This is a genomic window from Streptomyces sp. NBC_00078 (genome assembly GCF_026343335.1).
Taxonomy (GTDB): Bacteria; Actinomycetota; Actinomycetes; order Streptomycetales; family Streptomycetaceae; genus Streptomyces.
The window spans coordinates 3,313,308-3,327,709 of sequence record NZ_JAPELX010000001.1 but is presented as its reverse complement, the minus strand read 5'-3'; the positions used below and the strand labels follow the sequence as shown (position 1 = coordinate 3,327,709).

Sequence of the window (14,402 nt, the reverse complement as noted above, 5' to 3'; positions counted from 1 at the left end):
TCCCCTCCTCACATCCGGAAGACGCCGAACTGGGGCGCTGTGTAGTCCCTTTGGGCAAGGGGCGCGTTGGCGCAGGCGGTCAGGGCGAGGCCCAGCACCTGCCGGGTCTCCAGCGGGTCGATCACGCCGTCGTCCCAGAGACGGGCGGTGGCGTAGTAGGCGCTGCCCTGGTGCTCGTACTGCTGCCGGATCGGCGCCTTGAAGGCATCCTCGTCGTCCGCCGGCCAGGACTCCCCGCGCGCCTCCAGCTGGTCGCGCTTGACGGTCGCGAGGACGGAGGCGGCCTGCTCGCCGCCCATGACGGAGATCTTGGCGCCCGGCCACATCCACAGGAAGCGGGGGGAGTAGGCCCGGCCGCACATCGAGTAGTTGCCCGCGCCGTACGAACCGCCGACCACGACCGTCAGCTTCGGCACGCGGGTGCAGGCCACCGCAGTGACCATCTTGGCGCCGTGCTTGGCGATGCCACCCGCCTCGTAGTCCTTGCCGACCATGAACCCGGAGATGTTCTGCAGGAACACCAGCGGGATGCCGCGCTGGTCGCACAGCTCGATGAAGTGGGCGCCCTTCTGGGCGGACTCGGAGAACAGGATGCCGTTGTTGGCGACGATGCCGACCGGGTGGCCGTGGATCCGGGCGAAGCCGGTGACCAGTGTCTGTCCGAACTCGGCCTTGAACTCGGCGAAACGGGAGCCGTCGACGACGCGCGCGATGACCTCGCGTACGTCGTAGGGGGTGCGGGGGTCGACGGGGACGGCGCCGTACAGACCGTAGGGATCCACCTTCGGCTCGACGCCGGGCCGCACCTCCCAGGGCAGCGCCCCGCGCGCGGGGAGTGTCGCGGCGATGTTCCGGACGATCCGCAGCGCGTGCGCGTCGTCCTCGGCGAGGTGGTCCGTCACACCGGAGACCCGGGAGTGGACCTCGCCGCCGCCGAGTTCCTCGGCGGTCACCACCTCACCGGTGGCGGCCTTCACCAGGGGAGGACCGCCCAGGAAGATGGTGCCCTGGTTGCGGACGATGACGGCCTCGTCGCTCATGGCCGGGACATACGCACCGCCGGCCGTGCACGAGCCGAGGACGGCGGCGATCTGCGGAATGCCGGCCCCGGACATCCGCGCCTGGTTGTAGAAGATCCGCCCGAAGTGCTCCCGGTCCGGGAAGACCTCGTCCTGCATGGGCAGGAAGGCGCCCCCCGAGTCGACCAGGTAGATGCACGGGAGGCGGTTCTCCAGGGCCACCTCCTGGGCGCGCAGGTGCTTCTTCACCGTCATCGGGTAGTACGTGCCGCCCTTGACCGTGGCGTCGTTGGCGACGATCACGCACTCGCGCCCGCTGACCCGCCCGATCCCGGCGATCACACCGGCGGCCGGGGCCGCCCCGTCGTACATCCCGTCGGCGGCGAGGGGTGCCAGCTCCAGGAAGGGCGAACCTGTGTCGAGCAGCGTGTCCACCCGGTCGCGCGGCAGCAGCTTGCCGCGCGCGGTGTGCCTGGCCCGCGCCTTCTCGCCGCCGCCGAGCCGGGCCGCGGCCAGCTTGCCGCGCAGCTCCTCGACGAGCGCCCGGTGCGCCGCCTCATTGGCTTGCCAGGCCTCCGACGCGGGATCTGCCGCGCTCGTCAGCTCCGGTGCCTCATGCATCCTGCGGTCCCCTCACCCAGTGGTCGACTGTTAATGAGCGTTAACCATTTCCTTCAGGTTAACGACCGCTAACCTCCCTGTCTAGAATTGCTTCCATGGCCACCAGAACCGACGCCCCCACCCGCCGTGAGCAGATCCTCAAGGAGGCCGCGCGGCTCTTCGCCGAGCGCGGTTTCCACGGGGTCGGAGTCGACGAGATAGGTGCCGCGGTCGGCATCAGCGGGCCGGGCCTGTACCGCCACTTCGCGGGCAAGGACGCGATGCTCGCCGAACTGCTCGTGGGGATCAGCGGCCAGCTCCTGACCGGTGCGAAGCGGCGCCTCAAGGAGGCCGACGGGACGGCGCCCGAGGAGATCCTCGACTCGCTCATCGAGGGGCACATCGACTTCGCGCTCGACGACCGCCCTCTGATCACCCTGCACGACCGCGAGCTGGACCGCCTCCGGGACAGCGACCGCAAGCTGGTGCGGCAGCTGCAGCGGCAGTACGTCGAGCTGTGGGTGGAGACCCTGTGCGAGGTCTACCCCGGCCTGGCGGAGCCCGCCGCCCGCTCGGCCGTCCACTCCGTCTTCGGACTCCTGAACTCGACCCCGCACCTGGGCCGCCCCGGTTCGCTGCCGGGCCGCGGGACGACGGCGGAGCTGCTGCACCGGATGGCGAAGGGGGCCTTCGCTGCCGCGGCAGCGTGACGAGCGTTACGGGGGCCCCTCTGGACGCCTCTCCCTACCCGCCGGTACCTTGAAGTTCTGAGCAAGCGCTTAGGCATGGACCCCTTGAGTCAGGTGGAGGTGGCGGCGGTGCGCCGTACGGTGTTCAACGAGGACCACGAGGCGTTCCGGGAGACCCTGCGGGCCTTCATCGAGGCCGAGGTCGTCCCGGTCTACGACGAGTGGTTCGCGGCCGGCCAGGCGCCGCGCGACTTCTACTACAAGCTCGCCGAGCTCGGCGTCTTCGGCATCCGCGTCGACGAGGAGTTCGGCGGCGCCGGCATCGACTCGTACAAGTTCGAGGCCGTGATGTACGAGGAGACGTCCCGCGCGGGCGTCCAGTTCGGCGGCTCCGGCGTGCACGTGCTTCTCGGCCTGCCGTACATCAAGATGCTCGCCACCGACGAGCAGAAGAAGCGCTTCCTGCCGAAGTTCGTCTCCGCCGAGGAGATGTGGGCCCTGGCGATGACCGAGCCGGGCACCGGCTCCGACCTCGCGGGCATGAAGACCACCGCCAGGCTGAGCGAGGACGGCACGCACTACGTCCTCAACGGCTCCAAGACCTTCATCACCGGTGGCGTGCACGCCGACCGCGTGATCGTCTGCGCCCGCACCGCCGCGCCGACCGCCGAGGACCGCCGCCACGGCATCTCCCTCTTCGCCGTCGACACCAAGTCCGAGGGCTACTCCATCGGCCGCAAGCTCGACAAGCTCGGCCTGAAGACCTCCGACACCGCCGAGCTTGCCTTCGTCGACGTCAAGGTGCCCGTCGAGGACCTGCTGGGCGAGGAGAACAAGGGCTTCTACTACCTCGGCCACAACCTCGCGTCCGAGCGCTGGGGCATCGCCTTCGGTGCCTACGCGCAGGCCAAGGCCGCCGTCCGGTTCGCCAAGGAGTACGTGCAGGAGCGCACCGTCTTCGGCAAGCCCGTCGCCTCCTTCCAGAACACCAAGTTCGAGCTGGCCGCCTGCCAGGCCGAGGTGGACGCCGCCGAGGCGGTCGCCGACCGCGCCCTGGAGGCCCTCGACGCGGGCGAGCTGACCCCGGCCGAGGCCGCCAGCGCCAAGCTGTTCTGCACCGAGGTCGCGCACCGCGTCATCGACCGCTGCCTCCAGCTGCACGGCGGCTACGGCTTCATGAACGAGTACCCGATCGCCCGCCTGTACGCGGACAACCGCGTCAACCGCATCTACGGTGGCACCAGCGAGATCATGAAGACGATCATCGCCAAGGACATGGGCCTGTAAGGGCCGCGAAACCTCAAGAAATTACTGGCGGGTACAACTGTCTGCCATGAGCCAGGCACTACAGGATCTCCTCGATCTGCTCGACCTGGAGCAGATCGAGGAGAACATCTTCCGCGGCCGGTCCCGGTCCGCCGTCGTCCCACGCGTCTTCGGCGGACAGGTCGCGGCCCAGGCGCTCGTCGCCGCCGGGCGTACGGTCCCCGCTGACCGGCACGCCCACTCCCTGCACGCGTACTTCCTGCGCCCGGGCGACCCGGGCGCGCCCATCGTGTACAGCGTCGACCGCATCCGCGACGGACGCTCCTTCACCACCCGCCGGGTGGTCGCCGTCCAGCACGGCAAGCCGATCTTCCACCTCTCGGCGTCCTTCCAGGCCGAAGAGGACGGTCTCGACCACCAGACCCCGATGCCGGCCGCGCCCGACCCGGTCACGCTGCCCACCTCCCAGGAGCGGCTGCGCGGCTACGGCCATCTCGACCCGGTGGTCGTCGAGAAGTTCCTGGAGGCGCGCGAGGCCGTCGACCTGCGGTACGCCGAGGAGCCGCCGTACGGAAGGTTCGGCGAGCCGCGCGAGCCGCACTCCCAGGTGTGGTTCCGCACCAACGGCAAGCTCGGCGGCGCAGTCGACGAACCCCTGCTGCACGTCGTCCTCGCCACCTACGTCTCCGACATGACCCTCCTCGACTCGGTCCTGCTCGCGCACGGCCGCGGCGGCTGGGCCGTCGGAGACGTGGTCGGGGCCTCCCTCGACCACGCCATGTGGTTCCACCGGCCCTTCCGCGCCGACGAATGGCTGCTGTACGACCAGGAGTCGCCGTCCACCCATGGCGGCCGCGGCCTCGGGCAGGCCCGTATCTACACACAGGACGGGCAGCTGGCCATCTCGGTGATCCAGGAAGGACTGGTGCGCGTCCCCCGGGAGAACTGACGGGACTTCCGCTCGTGCCCCGTGAGGACTGAGGGGGCGTGGACGAGTCGTGGAACCCGCGGGGCGGGCGGATCCGGCAGGGCGGTGAGGCCACCGCGGCGGACGGGCTCGCGGCGCTGCAGGCGCGTGTGCGGGAGGCGCTCGGCCGGCTGCGGGACGAGGTGCCGAAGGCGGCCGCCACTCGCCCCGTCCGTGTCCCCTCCTGGGGCGACTGGTCCCTCGGACTCGACGACTTCCTGCTCACCCGGCTCATGGAACTCGTCGTCCACGCCGACCACCCGGCATGCAGTGGGGGCCTTGTGGCCCCGCGGTTCCCGGAGCGTGTGAGCGCACCGGTCGTCGAGCTGCTCGCCCGGCTCGCGGTCCGCCGCCACGGCACGGTGGCCACTCTCCCGCGCCGAGCGCGCCCCGCGTCGATCGCCGGTATCCAGGACCGCCGGTGTCAGGGGCCTAGGACAGGCCGGCCTCCGTCAGCAGATACGCGGTCATCGGGTCGTAGTAGCGAGGGTTGACGACATGGTCGTCCAGCGGGACCACGACCTGAACGGTGCCCTCCGCCTCCGCCAGGAAGAGCGCCGGGTCGTTGCAGTCCGCGTAGCCGACGGAGTCGACGCCGTGCCGGCCCGCGTAGCCCGCCCAGCCGTGGTCGGCCACCACCAGGTCGGGCAGCGCACGTTCCGCGTGCTCCAGTGCCGTGAGGATGGCCCGCATCGGCTCACCGGAGTGGGTGTGCCACAGGGTGGCGCCGTGCTCGAGGACCGCGACGTCCGCGAGCTGCCAGACGTACCCCTCCTCGGTCTGCAGCCCGTCCGGGATCACGACGATCTCGCAGCCCGCCGCCCGCAGCGCGGCGGCCGTGGCGCGGTGCACGTCGAGCAGACCGCCCGGGTGGCCGGTCGCGAACAGCACCCGCTGCCGTCCGTCGGCCGCCTTGCGCAGCCGGGCCGCCATCCGCTCCAGACCGTCGACGGTCAGCTCGGGGTCGATGGTGTCCTGGCCGTACCGGTACTCGGGATCGTCGTTCACGCCCACCCGCTCCGCCATCACAGCGAGCACGTCCTGCTCGTCCTTCCAGCGGTCGCCGAGCTCAAGGCCGAACCAGTAGTGGCGGTCGCCGTTCGCCAGCTTGCGGTAGTGGCTGAGGTTGTTCTCGCGGGGCGTCGCGACGTCGCCCGCGATACGGGTCCGTACAAGGTGGTCGACGAGTTCGGCGCGGCTGGGTGTCCCGGGTATCGGCATGGATCCCATTGTGAGGCAGGCGACCGTACGAGTCCCTGGCGTCCCGAGCGCTGGGACGTGGGTCACGTACTCATTCTCATGAGCCGCGGTACCTATTGCCGCCCGCCTTCGCTACGGGCACCGGCGCTGCCGCAGCGCGAACCACAGCTCCATGCGTACGTCCGGGTCGTCCAGGTCCGTGCCGAGGAGCGCGGCGCAGCGGGCGATGCGCTGGCGGACCGTGTTGCGGTGGACGGACAGGGCCACCGCCGTACGGTCCCAACTGCCGTGCAGGGACAGCCAGGTGCGCAGCGTCTCGGCCAGCGCGGGCGGGTCCGCGACCGGGGCGAGGAGCATCCGGGCGTGAGCCTCGGCCTCCTGGGCCGGTACCAGGTCGGCGAGGCCGGCGCGGTCGCTGTGCAGGACCAGGGCGGTACGGGTGGCGCGGGCCCGGGCCAGCGCACGGGCGGCCTGCGTGTCGGCGGACGGCCACGCCGAGGGGGCCGCGGCGGCGCTGACGCCCAGCGTCCAGCCGGGCTGCGCGGCCGGTTCGCGGTCGGCCGGCACGAGGACCCGTACGACGTCCTGCGCGAGGTCGACCAGCGGCGACCCGAGGGCCGCGCCCAGCGCGGAGGCGGCGACCGGGTCGGGAGCCTGCGCGTCCGGCCGGGCATGCACCACGAGCCACCGGCCGGACCCCAGGAGCGGGGCCACGTCGGCCGGCGGCGCCCCCAGCAGCAGCCGTACGAGCGCCGACGACCGTGCCGCACCCGCGCCGCTCTGGCGCTCGCCGGTGAGCAGGGACAGCAGGACGGCGGCGACGGAGGCGATGGTGTGGTCACCGGGATCCCGCTGCGGCGCGGCCACCCCGAGCACGAAGCCCCGACCGGCACCGAGGGCGTAGGCGGCGAGATGGGTGCCGGCCTTGTTGTCGGTGGCGGACGTGGGCGTCCCCGCACCCGACGGGCGGACGACCTGCGCGAGCCCGGCCAGCGCCTCCCCGGCCCCGGTGCCCGTCGTGCGCCCCGCGGCCGCGATCTCCGCGCCTTCCGGCCCGTACAGCACCGCCCGGCCTCCCACCCGCTGGGCCAGTTGCCGCAGCACCGACGGCACCGGGTCCGGGCGGGACGCCGCCGCGGCGAGGCTCTGCTGGGCCTCGGTTACCCGGCGGAGTTCCGCGAGACGGGCCTGGGCCATCAGCTGCCAGACCGCGCGGGCCACCCCCGAGAACGTGGTCTGCGGGGGCACCTCCAGCAGGGGCAGCCCGTGCGCGTCGCACGCCGCCACCAGAGCCCGCGGCACCGTGTCGTGCACGGGAGCCAGGCCGAAGCCGAGAGCGGCCCCGCCCGCCGTGACGATCCTCGACACGTAGTCGTCGAAGTAGGTGCCCGAGCCCGCCGCCTCCGGGATGTGGACCCCCGCCGTCAGCAGCAGCTCCCCGCCCAGCAGATACGGGTACGGGTCGGCCATCTCCGAGGTGTGCGCCCAGTGGATCACGATGTCCGGATCGAAAGGGCCCGCGATCCGGCGCAGGGCCAGGTCCTCACGGGCCAGGAGGGACGCGAGGGGCACTGGGGGAGTAGGGGGAACAGCGGGGTCCGGCATGGTGTGCGTTCCCTCCATCCGGCATGGATCGAATGGATGAAACGTACACTTCGCAGTCGCTTTCCGGCCACCTAGTGTCGGTGCTCATCACCCGCCGGCGAGACCGAGCGAAGGAGGCTCCTGTGGCCGTCGACTACACCGTCATCGTCATCTACCTGGCCGGCATGCTGGCCATGGGCTGGTGGGGCATGCGCCGCGCCAGGTCGAAGAGCGAGTTCCTGGTCGCGGGGCGCCGCCTCGGGCCTGCCATGTACTCCGGCACCATGGCGGCGATCGTCCTCGGCGGCGCGTCCACCATCGGCGGGGTCGGCCTCGGCTACCAGTACGGCCTCTCCGGCGCCTGGATGGTCTTCACCATCGGCCTCGGCCTGCTCGCCCTGTCCGTCTTCTTCTCCGCCCGCATCGCCCGCCTGAAGGTCTACACCGTCTCCGAGATGCTCGACCTCCGCTACGGCGGTCGCGCGGGCGTCATCTCCGGCGTGGTCATGTGGGCGTACACCCTGATGCTCGCGGTCACCTCGACCATCGCCTACGCCACGATCTTCGACGTCCTGTTCGACATGAACCGGACCGTCGCGATCATCCTCGGCGGCTCGATCGTCGTCGCCTACTCGACGCTCGGCGGCATGTGGTCGATCACCCTCACGGACATGGTGCAGTTCGTGGTGAAGACGATCGGCGTGCTGCTGCTCCTTCTGCCCATCGCGGTCGTCAAGGCGGGCGGCTTCAGCGAGATGAAGGCCAAGCTGCCCACCGCGTACTTCGACCCGCTGGGCATCGGCGGCGAGACGATCTTCACCTACCTGCTGATCTACACCTTCGGCATGCTCATCGGGCAGGACATCTGGCAGCGCGTCTTCACGGCCGGAAGCGACAGGACCGCCAGGTGGGGCGGCACCGTCGCGGGCACCTACTGCCTCGTCTACGCCCTCGCCGGAGCCGTCATCGGTACGGCGGCCAAGGTTCTGTACCCCGGGCTCGGCAGCCCCGACGACGCCTTCGCGACCATCGTCAAGGACGAACTCCCGGTCGGGGTCAGGGGACTTGTGCTGGCCGCCGCGCTCGCCGCCGTGATGTCCACGTCCTCCGGCGCGCTGATCGCCTGCGCGACCGTCGCCAACAACGACATCTGGTCACGGCTGCGGGGAGCGGTGCGTCCTTCCGGGGATTCGGACTCGGAGGACGCGCACGACGAGGTCAGGGGCAACCGCGTCTTCATCCTGATCATGGGCCTCGGCGTGATCGGCACGGCCATCGCGCTCAACAACGTCGTCGAGGCGCTGACGGTCGCCTACAACCTCCTCGTCGGTGGACTCCTCGTCCCCATCCTCGGCGGGCTGCTCTGGAAGCGCGGCACCGCGCAGGGCGCCCTCGCCTCGGTCGTCGTCGGCGGCCTCGCGGTCGTCGGCCTGATGGCGGGCTACGGCATCCTCGCCAACGAGCCCGTGTACTACGGCCTGTTGTCGTCCCTCGTCGCCTACCTGGCCGTCTCCCTCGCCACACCCGCGACCGACGCGGCCGTACTCGCCGCCTGGCGCGAGCGTCTTGCCGGACGTGCCCCCGAAGCCGCCTCCGAACCCGTCCCGGCAGCCCAGTAGAGTCGTACAAGAAGTAGTACATATCGCGCCATACGCGATGAAGCGTAGGAAAGGCATCACTCCATGAGCAGCAACGAGACGCCTCGCGGCCCCGTCGACTCCTCCCGTGTCCCGCGGTACGCCGGACCCGCGACCTTCGCCCGGCTGCCCCGCCTCGACGAGGTCGGCCGCGCCGACGTCGCCGTCGTGGGCGTGCCGTTCGACTCCGGCGTCTCCTACCGGCCGGGCGCCCGCTTCGGCGGCAACGCGATCCGCGAGGCGTCCCGGCTGCTGCGGCCCTACAACCCGGCACAGGACGCCTCCCCGTTCGCGCTGGCCCAGGTCGCCGACGGCGGGGACATCGCGGTGAACCCCTTCAACATCAACGAGGCCGTCGACACCATCGAGGCGGCGGCGGACGAGCTGCTCGGCACGGGCGCCCGCCTGATGACGCTGGGCGGCGACCACACGATCGCCCTCCCGCTGCTCCGCTCGGTGGCGAAGAAGCACGGCCCGGTCGCCCTGCTCCACTTCGACGCCCACCTCGACACCTGGGACACCTACTTCGGCGCCGAGTACACCCACGGCACACCGTTCCGCCGCGCGGTGGAGGAGGGCATCCTCGACACGGAGGCGCTGTCCCACGTAGGCACACGCGGCCCGCTCTACGGCAAGCAGGACCTCACCGACGACGAGAAGATGGGCTTCGGCATCGTCACCTCGGCGGACATCTACCGCCGGGGCGCCGACGAGGTCGCCGACCAGCTCCGCCGGCGCATCGGCGACCGTCCGCTGTACATCTCCATCGACATCGACTGCCTGGACCCGGCGCACGCGCCCGGCACGGGGACGCCCGAGGCCGGCGGCATGACCTCCCGCGAACTCCTGGAGATCCTGCGCGGCCTGGCATCCTGCAACCTCGTATCGGCCGACGTCGTCGAGGTGGCGCCCGCGTACGATCACGCGGAGATCACGTCGGTGGCCGCGTCCCACACGGCGTACGAACTGACCACGATCATGTCCCGGCAGATCGCCGCGGCCCGCGAGGAGAACGAAGGCAAGTGACCCACGACCACGACCTGGAACTCCGTCCGACGGCCGCCCAGACGGAGGCGGCACTGAACCCGCCCTCCGGCCGCAACGGCGGAGACCTGGTCGTGGAGACGCTGGCCGGGCTCGGCGCGACCACCGTGTTCGGGCTGCCCGGCCAGCACGCGCTCGGCATGTTCGACGCGCTGCGCCGCTCCGACCTGAGCTACGTCGGCCTGCGGGTGGAGAACAACGCGGGGTTCGCGGCGGACGCGTACGGCAGGATCACCGGAGAGGCCGCCCCTCTCCTGCTCTCCACGGGCCCGGGTGCGCTGACCTCCCTCGCGGCGCTGCAGGAGGCCCGCGCGGCCTCCGCCCCCGTACTGGCGATCAGCAGCCAGATCCCGACGGCCGGCCTGGGCGGTGGCAGGCACGGCTATCTGCACGAACTCCCGGACCAGGCTGCCTCGTTCAGAGGCGTGGTGAAGTCCGTCCACACCGTCCGCACCCAGTCCCAGATCCCGTCCGCGATCGCGGAGGCCTGGAAGTCCGCGCTGACCGCTCCGCACGGCCCGGTCTGGGTGGAGATCCCGCAGGACGTGCTGCTGGCCGGGACCCGGCTGCCGGTGGTGACGGCGGTGGACGCGACCCCGGACGAGCTGACTCCGCGCCCCGAACTGACCGCCGTGGCAGCCGACTTGCTGGCGCGCGCCGAGCGCCCGGCGATCATCGCGGGCGGGGGAGTGGTACGGGCGGACGCGTCCGGGAAGCTGAAGCAGCTGGCGGAGCGGCTGCAGGCGCCGGTCGTCACGACCCCCGGTGGTAAGGGGGCCTTCCCCTGGAAGCACCCGCTCTCGCTCCAGTCGTGGATCGAGGACCGGCACACCACGGAGTTTCTGGAGGACGCGGACGTAGTCCTGGTGGTCGGCTCGGGGCTGGGCGAACTCTCCTCGAATTACCACACGTTCAAGCCAAGCGGACGCGTCATCCAGATCGAGGCCGACCTCGGCAAGCTGGAGTCCAACCACCCTGCGTTGGGCATTCACGCGGACGCGCGCCTCGCGCTGCAGGCGCTGCTGGAGACGGTGGAGACCGGGGAGGAGCGCTCTGACCCTGCTGCCCCGGAGCGGGTGCGCGAGGTGCTCGCGAAGGTCGCCGAATGCATCGCCGCTCAGGAACTCACCCTGGAACAGGACGTGTTGGCGTCCGTCCGCCGGGCGCTCCCCGCCGACTCCCCGTCCTTCTGGGACATGACGATCCTGGCCTACTGGGCCTGGTCGGCCTTCGACGCCAAGGGTCCCAACCTCCTGCACTCCGCGCAGGGCGCCGGCGGCCTCGGCTACGGCTTCCCGGCGGCGCTGGGAGCGGCGGCGGCGGACCCGACCCGCCCGGTCCTCGCGGTGTCCGGCGACGGCGGCGCCCTGTACTCGATCGCCGAGCTGGCGACGGCCCGCCAGTACGACCTGAACGTCACCTGGCTGATCGTGGACGACGGCGGCTACGGCATCCTGCGCGAGTACATGACCGACGCGTTCGGCCAGGCCACGGCGACGGAGTTGTCCCGGCCGGACTATGTGGCGCTGGCGGAGTCGTTCGGAGTGCCGGGGATTCGTACGACGCCGGAGGCCCTGGAGGCGGATCTGGCGAAGGCGCTGGCGTCCCCCGGCCCGTCGGTGGTGGTGCTTCCGGCCGTGCTGCGGATGTTCGCGGCGACGCATCTGGGCTCGGACTGATCCCCCGATCGGCTGTTCGCGGTGGATGACTTGCTTTCCGGCCGGTTGACGGCCCCGGCGTAGGGCAGAAGTTTGAGGCTGGCCCCCGCAAAGATGGTGGGGGCCAGTCATCTGGGGCGGAATCAAGCAGGGAAGCTTCCGTTCTTGATCGTTGCAATGAACGATGTCCAGCCGGCCGACGGGAAGACCAGCGCAGGCCCCTGTGGGACCTTGGAGTCGCGGACCGGGACGCCGGGCGGGTAGCCGTCCAGGACCTCGATGCAGCTGCCGCCTTCGTTGCCGCTGTACGTCGACGTGCGCCAGCCGTTCAGCGCGGCAGCGTTCAGGATGGGTCCGTCAACCATGGGTTCGCACTCCTTCGCTGTTTCCGATGAAATGCGCCGACACTTCCGGGGTCTGCGAAAATCACGCAGCCTTGGCCGAGGCCACATCACGTGCACGGCGTGCAAGCTCTCGCACAGGGCGGGCAGTTGGGTGCCGACGCAGTTCCGTGCTCATCGTGCGGAAGTGGTCGTCACCGCGGTTGGACGAGACGTGTTCGTACTCGTCCAGGAACCGTGACCAGCTCTCGCAGGCCGCGTCCAAGTGGCCGACGCGTAGCTGGCGCTGCGCGAGAAGCGCGTAGGAGTGCACGCGGCCTTGGCGTTCCTGTTTCGGCTGGAGGCGGATCGACTGTTTAAGGGCTTTGATCGAGCCCGCGAAGTCCTTCTCCTCGTCCAGGACGTGGGAGACGTGGAAGAGGTAGGCGGTCTGGTCGTAGCCACCGATCGCGTCCCTGCGGTTGTCCGCCTTCGACAATGCGTCCTCGGCCTCCTTCAGGCGGGCGTGGGCTTGTTGCTTGAGGCCCACCATGGACGCGGAGTGGGCCTGCTGACCGCGTAGGAACGCCACGAGACGCGGGCCCGCCGAGGGGGCTGCTTCTGCTGCGGAGTCCGCGAGTTCCAGGGCCTTGGGACCGTAGCCCAGGTTGGAGGCCTGGAGGGACATGCCGCGCAGGGTCCTGCAGTAGGTGACGTGGTCGTCCGCCTCGCGCGCCAGGCCGAGGGCTTGGACGTAGTAGCGCTGTCCGAGGCCGTGGGCCTTCTCGTACATGGCCATCCAGCCGGTCAGGTACGTGAGGTCGGATGCGGCGGCCAGCATGTCCTTGCGAACGGGTTCCGGGGCTTGTGCCTGGAGCCACGGGCCGACGGTGTTGACGAGGAACGCGGACGCCATGGGCATCGCGTGCCCGGCGCCGAGTTCGTCGAGGATGTCTGCGATCCGGTCGGTCATGGTGCGGATCGACTGCACCTGTGAAGAGCCGATACGCACCGTCTTCTTGCCCGGAGTCACAGATTCGGCCGCCGCTCGCGCGGGGAGGGTGAACGCGGGTACTGACAGAGCGGCGGAGAAGACCGTGGCAGCCAGCAGGCTGCGGCGGGACGGATCCGTTGTTGCCCTTCCGAGGCCGATCAACTCCTCGACAGTGTCGGCGCTTTGGGAGCCCGTGAGTGATGTCGCAGGCTCCAGGCCGGCTTCCGCGTGGGTGACGGGTCGTCCTAGCCGTGCCGAGAGGGCCTCGACGATCAGGACCCTGACCTGGGGCTTTGGCTGGACACCTGCAATCCAGTGCGCGACTGCGGTGCGGTCGTACGTGAGGTTGAGCCCTGCCTGAGGGCCGAGGCGGTTCACCTGCTGTGCAAGCTGGGTCCTGGTCCATCGTGCCTGGTCAAGCAGGTTGTCCAGGGCGCGGTTGGGGGTGCGTTTCCGTGCCATGTCCTCAACTCCCGACGGCTTGCATGGTGTTCAACGACGGCGTTCACGGCGTTCACGGTCCCACCGTCTTCCAACGGTACCTGCGGAGGGTGTCCGGGCGGTTACCTCTTGCACAGGCGCCGAGCGATCTCGGCCGAAAGGAAGGACCCCCGCGACCGCTTGCGACGGCCCGGGGGCATGGCCCTCAACCACACTGGAGTTGAAGACGTGTTGCACCATATCGCCCGCCTCATCGAGCCGCTGCTGCGGCTGCTGTGGCCCGCCTGCGGGCGGCACCGGCACTCCTCCGGGGCAGGGGGGCCGCTCACCCCTGTACCTGCTGCCCTCGTCGCATCCAGTCGCCGCCCCTGCCCGCATGAGACCTCTCTCCGCGGTGAGGACTCCCGACTCGTCCGCCCCTACCTCCTCGCCCACGAACAACGCACGCAGACCAGACGGCAACGCGCCCGCCGCCGGGCCCTCTGGCTCGCCGTGCACGGCATCGACGTAGGGCCACGGCGCATCCACGGAGTCGACGTCGGCTCGCTCCGAGTTCACGGCACCGAGGTGGCCGCCGCATGATCTACGAGAGCCACGACCAGGCCGCCACCACAGTCAGCCGGCCCCGTCTCCTCCCCTGGTCCAACCTCGACGGCAACCCCTGCTACCTCGTCACCGACAACACCGGCACCAGCCACCTCTCCCGGATCGCCGACAACGTCGAAGTCGTCCAGCTCGACATGGCCGACAACCTCCTCGACCACGCCGCCGATCTCCTCGGTGACCGCAAGGCCACTGCTCCCCAACTCCGTTTCCTCGCCGCCCGATTGACCGAATCGCTCCACGAGGTGCACCGGATCGCCCGGAGCAGGGGAGCTCGCCTCCCGGTAGCCCACGATGACGAGGCCCCTGACGCCGCCCCCGAAGAAGGCCCCGGCACCTGACCCGCCCGGCCCCTGCCCAGCGCGCGGACGTACCGCCAC

Annotated in this window: 14 protein-coding genes; 9 read left to right on the top strand and 5 right to left on the bottom strand. The window is 70.7% G+C overall.

Annotation, left to right across the window (positions count from 1 at the left end):
* Positions 1-8: 8 nt before the first annotated feature.
* Entirely contained in the window at positions 9-1,640 is a 1,632-nt protein-coding gene (locus OOK07_RS15530; protein ID WP_266796998.1) for a carboxyl transferase domain-containing protein, read from the bottom strand.
* A gap of 95 nt (positions 1,641-1,735) precedes the next feature.
* On the opposite strand from OOK07_RS15530, the gene OOK07_RS15525 reads away from it, so the two are divergent.
* From OOK07_RS15525 to OOK07_RS15510, 4 genes are all read left to right on the top strand, one after another.
* Positions 1,736-2,329: an SACE_7040 family transcriptional regulator gene (locus OOK07_RS15525; RefSeq protein WP_266680659.1), complete on the top strand. Its 594-nt coding sequence runs from the start codon at positions 1,736-1,738 to the stop codon at positions 2,327-2,329.
* A gap of 108 nt (positions 2,330-2,437) precedes the next feature.
* Complete coding sequence (locus tag OOK07_RS15520) at positions 2,438-3,595, top strand: acyl-CoA dehydrogenase family protein (protein ID WP_266683530.1); 1,158 nt, start codon at positions 2,438-2,440, stop codon at positions 3,593-3,595.
* 46 nt (positions 3,596-3,641) lie between these two features.
* Positions 3,642-4,523 carry an acyl-CoA thioesterase gene (locus tag OOK07_RS15515; protein WP_266680657.1) on the top strand — a complete coding sequence of 294 codons (882 nt, stop codon included), beginning with the start codon at positions 3,642-3,644 and terminating at the stop codon, positions 4,521-4,523.
* 38 nt (positions 4,524-4,561) lie between these two features.
* Entirely contained in the window at positions 4,562-5,035 is a 474-nt protein-coding gene (locus tag OOK07_RS15510; RefSeq protein ID WP_266796996.1) for a maleylpyruvate isomerase N-terminal domain-containing protein, read from the top strand.
* Here OOK07_RS15510 and OOK07_RS15505 read toward each other — a convergent pair.
* Positions 4,974-5,762, bottom strand: a complete 789-nt coding sequence (locus OOK07_RS15505) for a phosphatase (protein ID WP_266680653.1) — start codon at positions 5,760-5,762, stop codon at positions 4,974-4,976. The genes OOK07_RS15510 and OOK07_RS15505 overlap by 62 nt on opposite strands.
* Positions 5,763-5,873: 111 nt before the next feature.
* A complete protein-coding gene (locus OOK07_RS15500) occupies positions 5,874-7,346 on the bottom strand; it encodes a PucR family transcriptional regulator (protein ID WP_266796995.1) in 1,473 nt (490 codons plus the stop codon).
* A 122-nt stretch (positions 7,347-7,468) separates the two neighbouring features.
* Between OOK07_RS15500 and OOK07_RS15495 the strand changes: the two genes are divergently transcribed.
* The 3 genes from OOK07_RS15495 to OOK07_RS15485 all read left to right on the top strand — a co-directional run bounded on the left by OOK07_RS15495 (position 7,469) and on the right by OOK07_RS15485 (position 11,685).
* The gene (locus OOK07_RS15495) at positions 7,469-8,944 is read left to right on the top strand and encodes a sodium:solute symporter family protein (protein WP_266796993.1); all 1,476 of its coding nucleotides are present in this window, start codon (positions 7,469-7,471) and stop codon (positions 8,942-8,944) included.
* A gap of 63 nt (positions 8,945-9,007) precedes the next feature.
* The gene (speB, locus tag OOK07_RS15490) at positions 9,008-9,988 is read left to right on the top strand and encodes an agmatinase (protein ID WP_266796992.1); all 981 of its coding nucleotides are present in this window, start codon (positions 9,008-9,010) and stop codon (positions 9,986-9,988) included.
* Positions 9,985-11,685 carry a thiamine pyrophosphate-binding protein gene (locus OOK07_RS15485; RefSeq protein WP_266796990.1) on the top strand — a complete coding sequence of 567 codons (1,701 nt, stop codon included), beginning with the start codon at positions 9,985-9,987 and terminating at the stop codon, positions 11,683-11,685. Before speB ends, OOK07_RS15485 begins: the two co-directional genes overlap by 4 nt.
* 122 nt (positions 11,686-11,807) lie before the next feature.
* Here OOK07_RS15485 and OOK07_RS15480 read toward each other — a convergent pair whose 3' ends face one another.
* Entirely contained in the window at positions 11,808-12,029 is a 222-nt protein-coding gene (locus OOK07_RS15480) for a DUF397 domain-containing protein (RefSeq protein ID WP_266796989.1), read from the bottom strand.
* Positions 12,030-12,090: 61 nt separating this feature from the next.
* Positions 12,091-13,440: an NsdA family TPR-like regulatory protein gene (locus OOK07_RS15475; protein ID WP_266796987.1), complete on the bottom strand. Its 1,350-nt coding sequence runs from the start codon at positions 13,438-13,440 to the stop codon at positions 12,091-12,093.
* Positions 13,441-13,647: 207 nt separating this feature from the next.
* Here OOK07_RS15475 and OOK07_RS15470 point away from each other — a divergent pair, with 207 nt between their 5' ends.
* Both OOK07_RS15470 and OOK07_RS15465 read left to right on the top strand, forming a co-directional pair.
* Positions 13,648-14,001, top strand: coding sequence for a hypothetical protein (locus OOK07_RS15470; RefSeq protein WP_266796986.1), 354 nt, complete (start codon positions 13,648-13,650; stop codon positions 13,999-14,001).
* A complete protein-coding gene (locus OOK07_RS15465) occupies positions 13,998-14,363 on the top strand; it encodes a hypothetical protein (protein WP_266796984.1) in 366 nt (121 codons plus the stop codon). The genes OOK07_RS15470 and OOK07_RS15465 overlap by 4 nt, the downstream gene beginning before the upstream one ends.
* Positions 14,364-14,402 lie beyond the last annotated feature (39 nt).